Here is a 16,726-nt window from a genome sequence, read left to right as displayed (position 1 = left end):
TGTTTAGCGTGAGAAAGGTACGATCTCTAATAGCCCACCATCATGCTGGGCAGCCCGGTTATTAATCCGGGGAATATGGCCATCAGTATGCAGGCAAAAATGATGATGGCAACAAAGGGGATAACCGCTTTGTAAAGGTCGACGATCTCTACCCCTGGCGGCGCCACGCCTTTTAAATAGAACAGCGCATAGCCAAATGGCGGGGTGAGGAACGACGTTTGAAGCACAACGGCCACCATGACGACGAACCACAGTACGTCCACGTCCATCTGCGCAATAATCGGCAGCATAATTGGGAAGCTCAGTAACACGATACCGGTCCAGTCGAGGAACATACCGAGGATAAAGACCAGGAAGAGCATCAGCAGCAGCGCACCCACGGTGCCACCCGGCACGGCCAATACAAAGTCGCTGATCACCGTCATACCGCCGCCAATCGAGAACACGCCCGTAAACGCCGTGGCGCCTACCAGTACTAACATCACCATCGTGGTCGTTTTGCCCGCTTCGATCAGCGTGTTGTAACAGGTTGAAATTTTGCGATCACCAAAGATTAGAAACAGCAGGAAAGCAATGAAGACACCTATCGCTGACGCTTCTGTCGCCGTGGCGACGCCGGTGAACAGAGCACCCAGCACGCCCAGTATCAAGGACATCGGAGGTACGACGTACTTGGCGAGCATGATCAGCAGCTGTTTGGTACTGACTTCTGCACGCTCTGCTGCAGGTACCCGCGGGCCATAGCTCGGCTTTAGCCAGCAGATAACCAAAACGTATACCGCATACATCACCCCTAGCATCAGGCCTGGCACCAATGCGCCAGCAAAGAGTGCGCCGACTGACACAGGTGAATAGCTGGCCATTAGGATCAGCATAATGCTAGGGGGGATCAAAATACCCAGACAGCCGCTGGCCATAATCACGCCAGCACTTAACTCTTTGTTGTAGCCATACTTGAGCATTGGCACTAACGCGATCATGCCCATTACCGCAATGGACGCACCCACAATGCCCGTGGTGGCTGCCAGCAGAACCGATACAACCACAACGGTGAGTGCCAGGCCGCCGCGAAGGTTCGCCAATAGCAGCCGCATGGCATCAAACATTTTTTCAGTGACGCCCGAATCGTTAAGAAAGCGCGCCATCAATATAAAGAGTGGAATGGCGACCAGTACGTAGTTATCCATGGCGTTGCCATAGACATTATTAATAATAATGCCCAGCGTATTGATGCCTGGCCCTAGGTAGGCGCCGATGACGGCCATGCCGCCCAGTACAAAGGCCAGCGGATGCCCCATAAACAGGCCCACCAGAAGCCCGCCAAACATCACCAGCGTTAGTAGTTCTGCACTCATGCGGATTTCTCCTCACGCAGCTGCATAACAGCGCGCAGAACGATAGCAATCGCCTGCAATAAGATAAGTACGGCGGCTACTACGATAACGCCTTTTACCGGGTATACCGGAATTGAGACCATGCCGTAGGTGGTTTCTCCACGGCTGAATGAGCGCTCAAAGAAACGCCAACCGTAGGTCAACAGTAACCAAATGAAGGGAACAAAGAAGATCAGGTAGCCGAGCAGATCGAGTACCGCCTGCTTTTTACGCGATAACAAGCGCTTTATAACGTCAACTTCTACGTGGGCATGGTGACGAAGCCCGTAAGCGGCCATCAGCATGAAGTGGGCGCCAAACAGCATTTTGGTCACATCGAACGCCCAGTCACTGGGGCGGCCAAAGAAAAAACGTGACGCAATGTCATAAAGAACAATCAGGGTAATGATGGCAATTAACGGGGCAATAATTCGCCCGAATAGCTCGTTAATCGCATCGATCGCCTTGGCAATCGCATTCATGGAAGATCTCCGCGGTCAGCACAAAAAACCGCCCCGGCGAACCGGGGCGGCACAGAAGCGCCTTACAGGCAGGCTTCAATCTCTTCCAGTGAGGGCAGGTTGTCCATCGTACGGCTCATGTTGAACGGCACGGTGACATCACGCCATGCAGCGTACTCTTGGAGGTAGGAGATCATGGAGTGGTAGACCTTCGCGTGGTCGGCATGCTCACAGGCACCGCGCACAATCACGTCGTTAGTGATTTCTTGAATGCGCGCCAGATCCTCTTCGGAGAACTGGTTGATGGTGACACCCGCATCAATAAAGTTCTGGGTGGCTTCAGTGGATTCACGCTCTGACCAAGAGAGTGACCAAGCCATGGTAGCTTCAGCCGCAATTCTTAGCTTCGCCTGCGTCTCTTCTGAGAGGGCGTCCCATGAATCTTTGTTGATCATGACGCCAAAAACGCTCGCCGACTGGTGCCAGCCGGGGGTCGCCCAGTAATCAGCTACTTCTGCGAAGCCTGCCTTGAAGTCAACGCCGGGCGTTGAGAATTCGCCAGCGTCAATAACGCCACGTTCAATCGCTTGGTACACTTCGCCACCGGCGAGGGTGACTTGTGAGCCGCCTAGCTCTTCCAGCACGCGCCCTTGGTCACGACCAGAAAGGCGTAAGCGCTTGCCCTCTAAGTCGGCAATGCTCTCGATGGGCGTGCGGCCCATAAAGCCTGATTCGTTGTTGGTAATGCCGTAAGGCAAATAGACCATATTGTACTGGCCGTAAATCTCTTGGTAGAGCTCAAAACCGCCCCATTGCTGGATCCAGTTTAGATAATCCACGCCGTTGAACAGGCTCGTGGTGGTGGCCAGAGGCGAGAAGGCAGGATTCAAACCAGCCCAGTAGCCGGGCCAGTCGCCTGAGGCTTGGATAGCACCTGTCTCAGTGGCATCGAATACTTCTGTGCCAGGCATCAGCGTGCCGCCAGCACGGAAATTGATTTGCAGCTCATCCCCGGCCAGTTGGTTGACTAAATCAGCCCAGTGCTGATCGATTTTAATAAGGTCCAGGTTGTCGGGCCAAGTGGAGGTCATTGTCCACTGTTCTTGGGCCTGAGCGGTGGTGGTGAGTGCGGCGAGGGCAACGCCAGCCGCGAGGCCTGTAAGGGCGAATTTTGCCATTTTTTTCATGATGATTTCCTGGTTTGGCGTACGAATTTATTAGTGTTTGTTACCTTGAGACAGGAAAGTAACGAGCGGTAGGTGACGTTTACGTAAGCGATGTTCCCGTTCCGCTACAGACTTAAGCTATCATAATCTACCCGCTGCGGCGCAATATCAGTGTTTAGCGGAAACTAGCCACACGCGTATTAACGGTTTAGTTGTTATTGTTAATTTTAACAAATAGTTATGACTTTTTTATGGCGAAAGCAAGTCACGGTTGACCGTTGAAAAGCAGTATTTCCCATACCAAAGTTGTAAGCACAATGCTCGTCTGGGAGCTGATATGGCCTCATCGTGTACGACGCGCACGCGTCATGTTAATGCGCTGGTTTGGCACGCAGCGCGTTTGCAGCGTCGCCGCTGGCGGCAGCTAGTGTGGTTAGTTGGGCCGCCCAGCGAGTGCCGCGAGCAGGCCCTGGAGCTTTGGCAAGCGGCGTGTTGGCAATCACCCCTATGGATAGGCGATGCAGAGGAAGCGCCGGTTGCCGCGTGCTTAACGGCGCGCAAAGCGCGTACCCGGTTAGGCGCTGAACATCAGCTGATGGTGATCGATGCCAGCGGCGCCCAAGGACTAGACCCAGATGCCCTAGGCGCCCTCGCAGGCACCGTGACCGCCGGCGGGCTATGCATCGTGATTACGCCTGAGCGCGTTGGTGCCCACCCTGACCCCGACTACGCCCGTTTTGCCGATCATCCCTGGCGCTGGGAGTCGCTCACTGCGCACTACTTAGCGCGTATGGCGCGCTTGCTGTCGTCTCCCAGCATTATCCATTGGTCAGCCAAGGGTGCCTTGACGCTTCCCAAGCTACCTATGCGCCCTCAGCGGGCTGCGTATGTTGATGATGCAGACTGCCTGACGCGCGACCAGGCCAAGGCGGTTGCCGGGTTGGTGGGGCTTAAACGACGTCGGCCGCTGGTTATCACCGCTGACCGCGGGCGCGGTAAAAGTGCCGCGTTGGGGATCGCCTGCGCGCGGCTGCTAACTAAAGGCATCAGTCGTATTGTGGTAACCGCCCCTCGGTTAAGCGCCCTGGAAAGCTTTTTTGCCCGGTTAGTCGCACTATGCCCCTTGGGGCAGCAAGAAACGCCAGGACGCTTTGTAATGCCCGATGGCGCCGCGTTGGATTTTTTGCCGCCAGACCTGCTCACGGAGTATGTGAATGACCAGCGGGTGGGCGGTGACGGTAGCTATTTGCTGGTGGATGAAGCGGCCGCCATGCCAGCCGGGCTGCTGGGGCAGTGGTTAGCGGCGTTTCCGCGCATTGCCTTTGCGACCACGGTGCATGGTTATGAGGGTTCAGGGCGAGGTTTCGCATTGCGCTTTCGTGACGTGCTCGATCGCCAAGCGCCACAGTGGCGAGCCCTTGAACTCACCGAGCCTGTCCGCTGGTCGCCAGATGACCCCCTTGAAGCGGCCATTCAACAACTGCTGCTGCTAAAGGCGCCGCTGCCTCAGGCCAAGCAGGGCGCCGGGAGAAGCGTGCTTTTGGCCCAAGCCCAGCTGGCCCAGCAAGAAACGCTGCTTGAAAAATTGTTTGGTCTCTTGGTGCAGTCACACTACCGCACCACGCCGAGCGATCTACGTCAGCTGTTGGATGGCCCCAGCACCGGGCTGCGTATCATCATCCATGACGATGAGCCCCAGGCAGTCTTAGTGACCCGTGAAGAGGGCGGTTTTACAGCGGAGCTTGCCGAGCAGGTGGCGCGTGGCGAGCGGCGTCCTCAGGGGCATCTGCTGGCTCAGTCGCTAGCCGCGCACAGCGGGAGCAGGGAAGCGCTGACCGCCCGCTGGCGTCGGGTATCACGAATCGCGACTCACCCTGAACGGCGTCGCGAGGGGCTCGCGCGGCGGCTGGTAAACGAGGATGTTGCGTGTGCTGCCCAGCAAGGGGTCGCCCTTTATGGCGCCACCTTTGGCGCCGAGGCGTCACTGCTGCGCTTCTGGCTGGCGCTGGGGTTTGTACCGGTGCGCCTGGGCGTTACCCGCGAAACCGCCACCGGCGAGTATGCGGTGATGGTGGCGCAGGCGTTAAATGCCGAGGGCAAAGTGGTGCTTGAGGCGCTGCGGCGTCAGTTTGCAGCGTCACTTCCAGGCCTCTTGGCGTTTGAATTGCACGCACTGCCCGCTGCGGTACTGGTGCTGATGCTGCCTTCGCTACCTAGCGCGCCACTCAGCACGTCGGAGCGGCAGGCGGTTGATGATGTGGCGTACGCTCACCGCGACCCTGCGCTTGCTCGGGCGGCGCTTCAGTCGCTGGCCCGGGAAGCCAGCCACTGGCCGTTGGATGAACAGGCACGCTTAGCTCACCAGCAGCTGGCCGCGTGGGCGTTTCAAAATCAGCCATTGGCAAGCGCCCACAGCAAGGCGATTAGCCGACTGCGACAGGCTATTCAATGCATACTCCGCCAAGCGCCAGGAGGTAAGTAGATAGTCAAACGGATGTAGAGATGGCAAGCACGCGCTTTCCCGGCGTGGTTCTGAGCGTTAGGATAGTGCGGTTATCGATACTGAAGAGTTACCATGAACGCACATTTAGAAGCGCTCGCACCAAACCTTGTTTGGCGCCATTTCCGTACGCTATGCAACACGCCGCGCCCATCGGGCCATGAAGCCGCGCTGGTGGCGACTCTAGAAGCTTGGGCCGACGCCCAAGGGCTAACCCATGATCGTGATGCCTTTGGTAATCTGCGGCTTCGCAAACCGGCCTCGCCGGGCTGCGAGCAGGCGCCTGGCGTGGTGTTACAGGGGCATTTGGATATGGTGGCCCAGGCAAATGCGGATAAGGATCACGACTTTACCCGCGACCCGATCGGCACCTACATTAAAGAAGGCTGGCTGCATGCCGATGGCACCACCCTAGGGGCTGATAATGGACTGGGCGTCGCGGCGATTCTTGCCGTGTTGGAAGATCCCGCGCTTACCCACGGGCCGCTTGAGGCGCTATTTACCTTGGAAGAAGAAACGTCCATGGGGGGCGCGTTAAATCTGGCCGACAATTGGTTAGAAGGGTCGTTACTGCTTAACTTGGACAGCGAAGACCGTGGCCAGGTGTATATCGGCTGCGCAGGCGGTGCCGATGTAGTCGTCGATGCCCAGCTGCCTAGCGCCGAACTGCATGAAGATGAGCAAGTCGTATCGCTATCGCTGACTGGCCTGAAGGGCGGCCACTCGGGTATGGATATTCATAAGCCGTTGGGCAATGCCAACCGCTTGCTGGTGCGGGTACTCCGCGCGCTGGAAATCTTTGATGCGCGTCTCATCCGCTATCAAGGCGGCACCTTACGCAATGCGATCCCTCGCGAGGCATTTGCCCAGGTGGCACTGCCTTCTGACGACGTAGAGGCAGCGCTCGCCACCGTGGCAAGCCTAGAGGGTACCTTAAAAGCAGAGCTTGGCAGTGGTGACAGCGGCCTAACGCTAACGGCCGAACGTATCACTCCGCCCAGCGGAACAGAGCCACTCACCCGTGACACCAGCGCTATGCTGCTCGCGACACTCCATGCGGCTCCTTGTGGTGTCGAGCGTATGAGCGCCGATGTGCCGGGCGTGGTGGAAACTTCGAACAACCTAGGGGTGTTGAGCCTGGAAGCCGGGCGTTTTCATCTGTGCGCGCTAGTGCGATCGCTGCATGATAGTGCGACTGACGCGATGGCCGACCGCTTTCAAGCGCTGTTTGGGCTGATGGGCGCACGGGTGAAGGTAGAAAATGGCTACCCTGGCTGGGCGCCTAACCCCGAAAGCGAGCTACTGGCGACGTTTAAACAGCGCCACACCGAGCTGCTTGGCCGTGAGCCTGAGGTTAAGGTGATTCATGCGGGGCTTGAATGCGGTATTTTAGGCAGTAAATATCCGCATTTAGATATGATTTCGTTTGGTCCGCTGATTCGCGGTGCCCACTCACCGGACGAGCGCGTCGAGCTTGATTCGGTAGGGGAGTTTTGGGACATGCTGCGGGCGTTGATTGAGCAACTGGCGACGCCGCGTTAACGGCCTTGTTCGCTAGCCATCAAAAACGGCACCGTGTAGGTGCCGTTTTTGTGTTTGGGCTTTCGATTAACGCTTACTTACCCAAATAGGCATTGAGCATCCAGACGGTTTTTTCCTGCTCGCGAATGTAGTCGCCTGCCTGGGAGGCCGTGCCTTCATCGTCAGCATCCGAGGCAAGGGACAGTAGCTCACGCTGTAGCTCAATGAGCGTTTGGAAACCGGCAAGCACCCCTTTCACGCAGGTATTGCCGTCGTGCACATCTTTATCTTCTTTGATGTGCGACAGCGTGATGTAGTCGCTATAAGCGTGAACCGGCTTGTGACCCAGGGTGAGAATACGTTCAGCGACTTCGTCTACTTTGGTCAGCAGGTCGGTGTAGAGCTCTTCGAATTTCGCGTGAAGCTCAAAAAAGTCGCTGCCTTTTACGTTCCAGTGGTAGCCACGGACGTTCATGTAAAAAATTTGGTAGTTGGCCAGCAGGTGGTTGAGTTTTTCGGCCAGTTGGCTAGCGCTGCCTTCGTGTAGGCCAATGCTGTTCATATCGGTCATGTGGTGCTCCTCCATGGTTGGAGCCGCGTTAACGTTGAGCGGCCATCAAATCATTTGATTTAGCTTAAAACGCTTTTTGGAAGCGGCAAAACAAGTTTTCTGCATCGTAGCCATAGCGCCATGATATAACGCTGGCAGTAAGCTGAAATGGTTTATGTCTAACTAAGAGATGCAGGCACTTACGGTGTTTTTCAAGGGCTAACGCCCAGCTCTTTAGTAACTGCCTATTCACTGCTTAGCGCTGGCTATCCATAGCCGGGCAATGCTCTCGCAGCGTGCCGCTAGCAATTCCGCTGTGCGTGGCAAGGCTTGCTCAAGACTCATAGGGCCATCTGCAAGGGCAAAGGCAGCGGTAACGCCCTCTTGAAAACAGGCCTGCCAACCTTCGCCTAAACTACCGGCTAGAATAATGACGGGTTTACCCTGTTGGTGGGCGGCGCGGGCCACGCCAATCGGCGTTTTGCCAGCGAGGCTTTGGCCGTCTAAGCGGCCTTCACCGGTAATGACCAAGTCAGCCTCGGCTAGCAGGTCAGGCAGCTTGGCTTGCTGCATAATAATGTCAATACCCGGCGTAAGCGTGGCGTTTAAAAACGTGCGCGCCGCAAACCCCATGCCACCCGCCGCGCCGGCTCCAGCATGCTCCCGGTCATCGCGGCCAAGCGCGTCTGCACACAGATCAGCAAAGTGACTTAGGGCGCGATCTAGCTGAGCGACGTCGTCACGAGAAGCACCTTTTTGCGGGCCAAACACCGCACTGGCGCCTCGTTCGCCCAGCAGCGGGTTGTCCACATCGACCGCTGCTTCGACCTGGAGTTTGGCAAGGCGTGGGTCTAGCGCCGCAAGGTCTAAGGTAGCCAGTTCCTGAAGCGCTGCGCCGCCAGGCGGTAGCGGGGCACCTTGCTGATCCAACAGTTGGGCGCCTAAGGCTTGAAGCATGCCCGCACCGGCATCATTGGTGGCGCTTCCGCCGAGCAGCAGCAGGGCCTTTTCGGCGCCCGCATCTAAGGCGGCTTTAAACAGTTCGCCCACGCCGTAAGTGGAGGTATGAAGGGCGTTGCGCTCTTGAGCCGACAGGTGTTGTAACCCGCTGGCTTCTGCCAATTCGATAAACGCGGTACGCTGTTCACGATGCCAGCCCCAAAAAGCCTGGCGTGGCCGTCCCAAGGCGTCTTGGACGGTTAGCTGGCGGCGCTCGGCGCCGGTGGCCGCGACCAGGGCCTCAAGGCTGCCTTCTCCGCCATCGGCCAGCGGGCACACTGTTAATGTGGCAGAGGGTGTTGCGCGCTTAACGCCGCAGGCCATTGCCTGAGCCGCCTGTTCGGCGCTCAGTGCATCTTTGAAACTATCGGGGCAAAGCAGTACGTTCATCGCACAACCTCCGTTAATGACGGTCTATTGCATACGTGATTTAGAATATCGTCCTTGCTGGCCGCTATATAGTGATCTTTACGGGGGCTTAATACGCTGCCAGGTGCCAGTTCGGCCATGATGACGGTTAGAGGATCGAACATGAAAACAGTACCGCTAGGTATGAGTTGTCTGCTGCTCTTGATGGGCTGCCAGACGGTACCCGACAGGCTGCCTCAAGCCGAACCCGCTCCGGCTGCCTCGTGCTACTTCCCCATAGGCGCGTCGACAACCGTAGCAGTGACCACCCCAGACGCGCTAGCGCAAGACGTGCTGACCCAAAGTGTTGCGGTGTTGGAAGCGTGGGGATTTGAGCTGGTGTCGACAGATACGCGTTTGGGACTTGTCAGCGCTAGCCGCCAGCGGGATCTGATTGGCTACTATGATCCTTACGATAACGCTTACGGATATGGGCAGGGAATGCGAGTGTTTGGAGGTATTGGTTTGGGCCGCGGCGGTTCTAGCGTCGGTTTAGGGATTGGGGGAGGATTCGGTGGCGGCGTTGGTCAGCAACCAGTGGAGGTTGAACGGGTTTCGCTATTCGTCAACGACGGCTATGTTCGCATCTCGCGGGATATTCGCCGTTTTGATCACTTGAGAGATCTACGTGAGTCCTACAGTGCCAGTAATGAGGATTTTTGCCAGCGCTTTCAGGCAGCGCTGTTACCTATTTCCGGTGAGAGTGCGCTATGAAAGTACTTCGCTATATGTTGGTCGTCAGTGCCCTGATGGTGCTGGCAGGCTGCGCTACCCGAGAGCCACTTGAATCCCGTGAGCTTCGTTACGCCGCGCCAGCAGAGCAAACGTTTCGTCACGCTGTTGAACTGATGATCGCTCAAGGGTATGTGGTCAGGCATGCGGATTTAGCCTTAGGACGCGCAGAAGCAGCCCTGGCACGCTGGCCGGAGTACCGTTTGCGGCTTCAGGTGAGCGAAGAGGGTGGCGGCAGTCGCGTAAGGGTTTCAGCCTTGCGTGGCAATCAACCGCTGCCGCCCTATGTGTTAGACCCATGGCTAGTCGAGCTGCAACATACGTTGGGAGAAGCACCGTGACAGCAGTAACCCCCTTTTGGGCCAGTTTGAAAAATAAGGCGTGTGCCTGGAGTGGCGCCTTTGTCCTTGGCCTTACGGGCCTATTGATAAGCCCTGGCGTGTTAGCCCACCCTCACGGCTGGATAGATTTAAATGTGCGGGTAATCACCGATGATGAGGGCGTGGTGAGCGGTTTGCACCAAACTTGGCAAATGGATCCTTTTTACAGCCTAGTGGTATTTGAAGAGCTTCAGCAGGTGCCGGGAGCGGATCTTGCCCAGGGGCTTGATCAGTTGGGGAGTGAGATTCGTCAGAACTTGTCTCAACAGCACTATTTCACTGAAGTGCGTCTCGATGGGCAGCGGCAAGCACTAGGCGAAGTGACTGAATATACAGCGATGGAGCGCGATGGCCGCTTAACCTTTATGTTCATTTTGCCCTTATCGACCCCCGAGCCGCTAGCAGGCCGCACGCTTGAGTATCAAGTGTTTGATCCTACCTACTACCTCGAAGTCGTGCATGAGGACGTTGACGGTTCACCTTCTGAGCAGGCACTTATTCTTCACGGTGAGCCGAGCTGCGAGCTCACTATTTTGCCCGCCGATCCTGATCCAGAGCTGGTTATGCAGGCGGCGTTATTAGACGTTGATGAGCAGGGCGAGCCAGGTTTAGGAAGACACTTCGCTGAAACAGGACGCGTCGCGTGCCTCTAGCAGATGCCGGGGGGAGTCGTGTATAAAGTGTTACTGTATAACTTTTGGCGGAGGGGATGATGCCACTAACGCGGCACCAAATGGTCTGGGGCGCGATTGCCGTATTCGGCGCAGCGCTAGTTGTGTTTGTCGTTCAGGCCAACCTACAGAGCGCAAGCTTTCAACTGCTGGCCTGGCAGCGGGATTTACACCGTAGCTTGACGCTGGCCATTACCGAACTTTCCCGCACACCTACCGCAGGGACTTGGCTAACACTGTTAGGTGTGAGCTTTGCGTACGGTGTGTTCCACGCGGCGGGGCCGGGGCATGGCAAAGCGGTGCTTGCGACGTATTTAGCCTCGCATGGTGGGGCCACCCGTCGGGCACTAGGGCTCTCCTTCGCGGCATCGTTACTGCAGGGCGTGACGGCCATTGCCATGGTGGCCGTGCTGGTGCATGGGTTGGGCTGGGTGACGCGGCAAGCCATGGGCAGCGTGGTGTGGGTCGAGCAGGCCAGCTTTCTGCTGGTAGCGCTGTTAGGTGCTTGGCTCTGCTGGCGGGCGGTGAAACAGCTGCGCCATGTTTACGCTGCTCCCCATTCGCCAGAGGACATGCAGCCTCGCTCTGCTAATCACCGGCACGACTACAGCCATGACCACCACAGCCATGAGCACCACAGCCACGACCATGCCCACTGCTGCGGCGGTGCCCACCATATCGAACCACAGCAGGCACTTGACTGGCGCACTGCGCTGATGACCGTAGGAGCGATTGGCATGCGTCCCTGCACGGGAGCGGTGCTTATGCTGGGGGCGGCAAGCTTGCTAGGACAGTTTTATGTGGGGGTGGCGTCAGTGATGGCGATGTCCCTGGGCACGGGAATAACGGTTTCTTTTCTAGCGATTGCCAGCATTGTGGCCAGAGGCTGGGCGGCGAAGCGTCTACAGAAGCAGCGCAGTCAGCAGTTAGTCGAGAAAGTAGCTGGGTGGGTAGCACTGACAGGCGGGGCACTGATCATTGCGCTTGGGGTGTCGCTTTCCCTCGCTGGGGCTGCCCAGCCAGCTAGCGGGCCGTTGCTCAATGAGCCTCCTGCGCGTGGCTCGCTGCTGGGCGGCTAAGTGGGTAGCGCCAGCCCCTCAATCTGGGCAAGTAGCTGCTCCCGGCGCTCCCCTTGCTGGTCTAACTCATAAGGCTCTGGCGCGCCGTTGCCCCACACCGGCGCGGGCCAGCTTGCATCATCGGTATAGCGCACAACTAAATGGATATGTAGCTGACGGACTACGTTGCCCAGCGTGGCAATGTTGAGTTTGTCACCGTGGAAGACTTTTTTCATAGCGGCTCCCAGCTGAGTAGCTTCCTGCCAGAGCTGTGCCTGCTCCTCTGGACTGAGTTCAAACACTTCACTGACCGAGATTACTCTCGGTACGAGCACGACCCAGGGATAACGGGCATCGTTCATCAACAGCGCTCGGCAGAGCGGCAGGTCTGCGATGGGCAGGGTGTCTGCTGCTAAGCGTGCGTCGAGTTCAAAGCTTGCCAAGTTTAGTGCTCCTAAGCTAACCGATATGGTTACCATCATAGCAGGCAGCGGATAACTCAGGGAAAACAAGCGAAACTATCAAAATCTGTTACGCTGAAAACACTCCTAGGCGATAAGGCTGCCGTCGGAGCTTCCCGATGTTGAATAACCTGTTAAGGAGAACATGATGAAAAAATTACTGGCGACGAGCTTTATTCTGCTTATGACTGCGGGCGCTCTAGCAGGCTGTAATACTATTGCAGGAGCAGGACAGGATGTTCAAGAGGGTGGCAAAGCGGTACAGGACGCCGCAAGCTAAGATTCGGTCTAGCGGTTTGCTATGAAGCATGTGGGCTAGGCAGCAATGCCTAGCCCACATTGCTATTAGACAAGAGACACATGAGGTAGATCACGAATGAAGTCAAGATACGCCTTAACGGCAATCATGCGACGCCATATGAAACGCTTAGGTGGGGCGCTAGGCATACTGCTGTTGGCTGGCTGTACCAGCGCACCCAATGACGTTGCCGCACCACAGCCACCCTCGGTAGAGCAAACCGCGCCGGGCTCCCAGGCATGCGATGCCAGTGCCGTTGCGCATGCCCTGGGCGAACCATTTAATGAAGCCAGTGCCTCTCTGCTACAAAGCGAGAGCGGTGCTCGCCAAGTGCGAGTGCTTCGCCCCGGCAGCGCTGCCACCTTGGACTACCGGGAAGATCGCCTAAATATCCATTTAGGCAGCGACGATACTATTGAAGCGCTACGTTGTGGCTAACGCAGTATCAGCCACACGCAGGCGGCGGTGAGTACGCCCATCGTGATGTTAAACCCGCGCCATGCCCTGTCACTTCTGATCCATTGCCCGATGGCGCTGCCAAAGGCGGCCCATAGGGCAATGCAGGGCAGGGCCACCAGTTCCGCGAAACCGGCCAGTACGAGCGCGTTGAGCACTGGCTGGCCGCTCTCCGGTAGGAAGCCTGCCATTAGTGCCAGCCCCATTACCCACGCTTTTGGGTTGGCAAACTGGAACATGGCCGCCTGCCAAAACGTCAGTGGCACGGCGTGAAGGCTGCTCTGTAAGTTGGGCGGTGGCGCCGTGGCAATTTTCCACGCTAAGTAGAGCAAGTAGGCGCTACCCACCCAGCGAAGCGTAGTTTGTACCACCGGAAAGCGTTCAAACAGTACGCCAAGCCCAAGTGCAATGCTGGCAAACAGTAAAAAGCAGCCCCCCAAAATTCCCCACATATGCGGCAGTGTACGTCGAAAGCCAAAGTTAGCGCCCGAGGCGGTAAGCATGATGTTGTTAGGCCCGGGCGTTAGGGTCATCGACATCATATAAAGCGCTGCAGGGCCAAGAATCAGCCATTCGTTACTCATAGCGTCCCTTCCAGCGTTGGAGACGGACCTGTTCTTTGAGCATTTCGATCATGTCGTAAAGCACTTGCTCGGTGACATGGGCGCTGCCTTCATCGACGGTTAGCCAGCTCTCAAAGCCGCTCTCTGCGGTTTGTTCGATAAGCTGGCGGAATTCCGGCGAGTGAATGCCCAAGGCCAGCTCATCCACGAGGCGTTGGGCAACCCCGCTGAGTGATGCCTGCATGGCGTTGGACGCCGTTTGCCCCATGGGCAGGCGGTGCAGTTTCTGGATTTCGGGACTCTCCCGCAGTGTGCGGCTCACCAGCTCATCGATGGCCTTCATAATGGCGGTGCGGTTCTGTTGGTAGGCTTGGCCGACAGTGCTTTCCAGCCGTTGGGAAATTTCGCGAATGAGTTGGTCTTTGCGGGGCATTACAACTCGGTCGATGACTTGCTCGGTCAGCGAGTCGCTGGCGACAATCTGATGCTGAACGTTACCCAGTAGACGCAGTGCAATGCGATCGGAAAGCTCTTCTAACAAGATATCGTAATACTTAGCGACAAACTGGTAGCTCGTCCAGCGCGTAACATCGATGATCCGCAGGCGGTGCAACCTATTCAGTAGCGATACCACACGCAGGACACGCAGCCAGCGGAAGCCACTTAACGGGATGCATCCAAGTACGTCATACCAATGAATGAAGGGGTAAAAGAACCAGCGATGATAGCGTCGCTCGGCAATGGCGACTGCCCAGCCCAGCAGCACGTCGGCGACGAAAAAAGCCACAAAATAGAGGTCAATCGCAATAAAGCGACTGTGAATCGCCGTATCGTAAAAAGTGTGGAAACCTGGCGCAATAGAAGCAATGGTTTGGTTGATGGGATCAAGTAGGAACAGTGAGTCGAATAACAGTAGGCTTAAATTAATAATAACCGCTGCAAGAATTAAAAAATCCCAGCCGATATGCGCATATTCAACGGCTTTAGGCAGGTTTGGGTAGCGCTCCTTGGCAGGCATAGAGACTCCTTGTCATAACATTAAGGGAGTGAACAAGGGGCTAGGAATTCAGCTGATGATGATGCTGTTGGGTTAGTAGCTCTTCCTTTTCTGCCTGTTTGCGCAGCTTCTTACGCAGGGCTGCCTTGTCAAAGCGTAGTTTCTGTAATGAGGTTTCCAGCGCTAAAGGCGGTACTTTAGCGGGTTTCCCGTCGGCATTGACCGCTACCATGGTGAGGTAGCAGCTATTGGTGTGGCGAATCAGCTTTTGGCGTATATCTTCAGCTACGACCTTAACGCCTATCTCCATGGAGGAGCGTCCCACGTGGTTAACGCTAGCGAGAAAGGTCACTAACTCGCCGACGTGAATAGGCTGTTTAAACAGCACCTGATCCACCGAGAGCGTAACGACATAATGACCAGAGTAGCGGCTGGCACAAGCGTAGGCCACTTCATCAAGCTTTTTAAGGATAGCACCGCCATGCACTTTCCCGCTGAAGTTTGCCATATCGGGTGTCATAAGCACCGTCATAGAGAGCTCATGCTGGCCGGGTAGGGCGCTGTGTTCTGAGTTCGGTGTTGTCGACATGGTAGAGCCTTATCAGTTGAAAATGCCCGCCCATGAGTGGGCGGGCATGATAGTGAAAGGGGCCTTTAAAGGTATAGAGCTTAGAACCAGACTAAGCCAACCGAGATGATAATGCCGGTAATCAATAGCTGAACCAGGCAGAAGCCCATGATGTCCTTGGCCTTCAATCCCGCAATCGCCAGTACCGGTAGGGCCCAGAAAGGTTGCAGCAGGTTGGTCCAAGCATCGCCCCAGGCCACTGCCATGGCAATACGTGGAATATCAGCGCCTAGCGCTTCTGCCGCGGGCAGCATCACCGGAGCTTGCACCGCCCACTGGCCACCACCGGAAGGGACGAACAGGTTCACAATGCCAGCGCTTAGGAACGACCAGAAGGGCAGCGAGGTAGCAGTAGCAAAGGAGACCAACCACTCAGACATGCTTTGTGCTAAACCGGACTGCACCATAATCGCCATGATGCCCGCGTAGAACGGGAACTGAATGACGATACCTGCCCCGCCTTTAATCGCTTCATTCAGGCTGTTAAGCAAGTTGCGCGGCGTGCGGTGAAGCACAATCGCTAAGAAGAGAAACAGGAAGTTAACAACGTTTAAGTTTAAGCCGCCGTCACGTAATAAAAAGTGATCCAGCAGAAATAGCAAACCAGGGACGCCTACCATGAGGGCAAGCGGCATACTGTTTTCAAGTTTTTCTGCCGGGCGGGTAATACGGCCCTGCGTCTCTGGTTCATCATCAAGCAGCTTGGTATCGATATAAACGCTGTCTTTTTCATCGGGCAGCATCATACGGTTGACCAGCGGAACCGCGATAAACAAGCAAAGCACAATGGCTAAGTTAAAAAAGGCAAAAATAGTCGAGCCGGTACCGATAATGCCAATTTGGTCAGCCGAAAAATGACCCTCGGTGGCAATGGTGAGAGGTACCGAGCCGGCTAAACCGCCGTGCCATACCACAAAGCCTGAGTACGCACTGGCAACCAGTAGGCGGTAGTCGACGCGAATCACGCGGGCCAATTCTTTGGCGAATAGGGCGCCAACCACCAGCCCGAAGCCCCAGTTGATCCAGCTAGCCGCAAGCGATACCAGCGTCACCAAGATAATTGCGCCGCCCGGGCTTTTGGCGGTGCTGGCAATTTTTTGCAGGAAGCGTTTGATCGGGGGGGAGCTAGCCAGCATAAAGCCGGTGACCAACACTAGCAGCATCTGCATAGAGAAGGTGAGCAGGTTCCAGAAACCGTCACCCCACATGCGCAGAACGGCCAGAGGCGTTTGGCGTTCCACGGCGATGGCGGCAATCGCTGCGATCAGCGTTAGTAGAAGGACAAAGATATAGGGGTCGGGCAAATAGCGCTCGACCAGTTTCACCGCTGGCTTGGAGATAAATTTTAACATGGAGTGCTCGCTATAATCGTTATTAGGAAGTGCGATGCTAATATACGGGGGCGTGCCGTATTTTTCATCTATCGTCAGGTAGCATATACAGACGCCTAACGTTACGTTAGCGCAGCCAGAGCAAACCAAACGTTGCAGGCTTCAACGGTCGG

At 56.3% G+C, this 16,726-nt stretch carries 18 protein-coding genes; 8 read left to right on the top strand and 10 right to left on the bottom strand.

Features of this window, described 5'->3' with window-relative positions:
* Positions 1-26 precede the first annotated feature (26 nt).
* The 3 genes from LOS15_RS12025 to dctP all read right to left on the bottom strand — a co-directional run bounded on the left by LOS15_RS12025 (position 27) and on the right by dctP (position 3,021).
* Positions 27-1,355 carry a TRAP transporter large permease subunit gene (locus LOS15_RS12025; RefSeq protein WP_263066215.1) on the bottom strand — a complete coding sequence of 443 codons (1,329 nt, stop codon included), beginning with the start codon at positions 1,353-1,355 and terminating at the stop codon, positions 27-29.
* Complete coding sequence (locus tag LOS15_RS12020; RefSeq protein ID WP_263066214.1) at positions 1,352-1,855, bottom strand: TRAP transporter small permease subunit; 504 nt, start codon at positions 1,853-1,855, stop codon at positions 1,352-1,354. Before LOS15_RS12020 ends, LOS15_RS12025 begins: the two co-directional genes overlap by 4 nt.
* Before the next feature lie 62 nt (positions 1,856-1,917).
* A complete protein-coding gene (gene dctP, locus LOS15_RS12015) occupies positions 1,918-3,021 on the bottom strand; it encodes a TRAP transporter substrate-binding protein DctP (RefSeq protein WP_263066213.1) in 1,104 nt (367 codons plus the stop codon).
* Between the two features lie 316 nt (positions 3,022-3,337).
* On the opposite strand from dctP, the gene LOS15_RS12010 reads away from it, so the two are divergent.
* Complete coding sequence (locus tag LOS15_RS12010; protein WP_263066212.1) at positions 3,338-5,482, top strand: tRNA(Met) cytidine acetyltransferase TmcA; 2,145 nt, start codon at positions 3,338-3,340, stop codon at positions 5,480-5,482.
* Between the two features lie 93 nt (positions 5,483-5,575).
* Positions 5,576-7,042: an aminoacyl-histidine dipeptidase gene (locus LOS15_RS12005; RefSeq protein WP_263066211.1), complete on the top strand. Its 1,467-nt coding sequence runs from the start codon at positions 5,576-5,578 to the stop codon at positions 7,040-7,042.
* Positions 7,043-7,115: 73 nt separating this feature from the next.
* Here the strand turns inward: LOS15_RS12005 and LOS15_RS12000 are convergent, their stop codons facing one another.
* On the bottom strand, positions 7,116-7,592 hold the full coding sequence (locus tag LOS15_RS12000; RefSeq protein ID WP_263066210.1) for a Dps family protein: 477 nt from the start codon (positions 7,590-7,592) through the stop codon (positions 7,116-7,118).
* Between the two features lie 228 nt (positions 7,593-7,820).
* Positions 7,821-8,960, bottom strand: coding sequence for a glycerate kinase (locus tag LOS15_RS11995; RefSeq protein WP_263066209.1), 1,140 nt, complete (start codon positions 8,958-8,960; stop codon positions 7,821-7,823).
* A gap of 141 nt (positions 8,961-9,101) precedes the next feature.
* Here LOS15_RS11995 and LOS15_RS11990 point away from each other — a divergent pair, with 141 nt between their 5' ends.
* From LOS15_RS11990 to LOS15_RS11975, 4 genes are read left to right on the top strand one after another with little or no spacing between them, the layout of a single operon-like run.
* The gene (locus LOS15_RS11990) at positions 9,102-9,692 is read left to right on the top strand and encodes a hypothetical protein (RefSeq protein WP_263066208.1); all 591 of its coding nucleotides are present in this window, start codon (positions 9,102-9,104) and stop codon (positions 9,690-9,692) included.
* Complete coding sequence (locus tag LOS15_RS11985; RefSeq protein ID WP_263066207.1) at positions 9,689-10,051, top strand: hypothetical protein; 363 nt, start codon at positions 9,689-9,691, stop codon at positions 10,049-10,051. The genes LOS15_RS11990 and LOS15_RS11985 overlap by 4 nt, the downstream gene beginning before the upstream one ends.
* Entirely contained in the window at positions 10,048-10,743 is a 696-nt protein-coding gene (locus LOS15_RS11980; RefSeq protein WP_411537027.1) for a DUF1007 family protein, read from the top strand. The genes LOS15_RS11985 and LOS15_RS11980 overlap by 4 nt, the downstream gene beginning before the upstream one ends.
* A gap of 59 nt (positions 10,744-10,802) precedes the next feature.
* Positions 10,803-11,840, top strand: coding sequence for a nickel/cobalt transporter (locus LOS15_RS11975; protein WP_263066206.1), 1,038 nt, complete (start codon positions 10,803-10,805; stop codon positions 11,838-11,840).
* On the opposite strand, the gene LOS15_RS11970 is transcribed toward LOS15_RS11975, so the two are convergent.
* Positions 11,837-12,262: an HIT domain-containing protein gene (locus LOS15_RS11970; RefSeq protein ID WP_263066205.1), complete on the bottom strand. Its 426-nt coding sequence runs from the start codon at positions 12,260-12,262 to the stop codon at positions 11,837-11,839. The genes LOS15_RS11975 and LOS15_RS11970 overlap by 4 nt on opposite strands.
* A 166-nt stretch (positions 12,263-12,428) precedes the next feature.
* Here LOS15_RS11970 and LOS15_RS11965 point away from each other — a divergent pair, with 166 nt between their 5' ends.
* Positions 12,429-12,560: an entericidin A/B family lipoprotein gene (locus tag LOS15_RS11965; RefSeq protein WP_263069715.1), complete on the top strand. Its 132-nt coding sequence runs from the start codon at positions 12,429-12,431 to the stop codon at positions 12,558-12,560.
* Positions 12,561-12,698: 138 nt separating this feature from the next.
* Positions 12,699-13,016 (top strand): I78 family peptidase inhibitor, encoded by a 318-nt coding sequence (locus LOS15_RS11960; RefSeq protein WP_263066204.1) that lies wholly within the window; start codon positions 12,699-12,701, stop codon positions 13,014-13,016.
* On the opposite strand, the gene LOS15_RS11955 is transcribed toward LOS15_RS11960, so the two are convergent.
* The 4 genes from LOS15_RS11955 to LOS15_RS11940 form a co-directional block, all read right to left on the bottom strand.
* Positions 13,013-13,618: a LysE family translocator gene (locus tag LOS15_RS11955; protein WP_263066203.1), complete on the bottom strand. Its 606-nt coding sequence runs from the start codon at positions 13,616-13,618 to the stop codon at positions 13,013-13,015. The two genes, LOS15_RS11960 and LOS15_RS11955, sit on opposite strands and share 4 nt — an antisense overlap.
* Positions 13,611-14,615 carry an ion transporter gene (locus LOS15_RS11950; RefSeq protein WP_263066202.1) on the bottom strand — a complete coding sequence of 335 codons (1,005 nt, stop codon included), beginning with the start codon at positions 14,613-14,615 and terminating at the stop codon, positions 13,611-13,613. Before LOS15_RS11950 ends, LOS15_RS11955 begins: the two co-directional genes overlap by 8 nt.
* 40 nt (positions 14,616-14,655) lie before the next feature.
* Positions 14,656-15,183 (bottom strand): acyl-CoA thioesterase, encoded by a 528-nt coding sequence (locus tag LOS15_RS11945; protein WP_263066200.1) that lies wholly within the window; start codon positions 15,181-15,183, stop codon positions 14,656-14,658.
* Positions 15,184-15,263: 80 nt separating this feature from the next.
* Positions 15,264-16,574 carry a short-chain fatty acid transporter gene (locus LOS15_RS11940; RefSeq protein WP_263066199.1) on the bottom strand — a complete coding sequence of 437 codons (1,311 nt, stop codon included), beginning with the start codon at positions 16,572-16,574 and terminating at the stop codon, positions 15,264-15,266.
* Positions 16,575-16,726: the final 152 nt, after the last annotated feature.

It is taken from the genome of Halomonas sp. 7T (assembly GCF_025643255.1).
Classification (GTDB): domain Bacteria; phylum Pseudomonadota; class Gammaproteobacteria; order Pseudomonadales; family Halomonadaceae; genus Vreelandella.
This window is presented reverse-complemented; position numbering and strand designations above follow the sequence as displayed.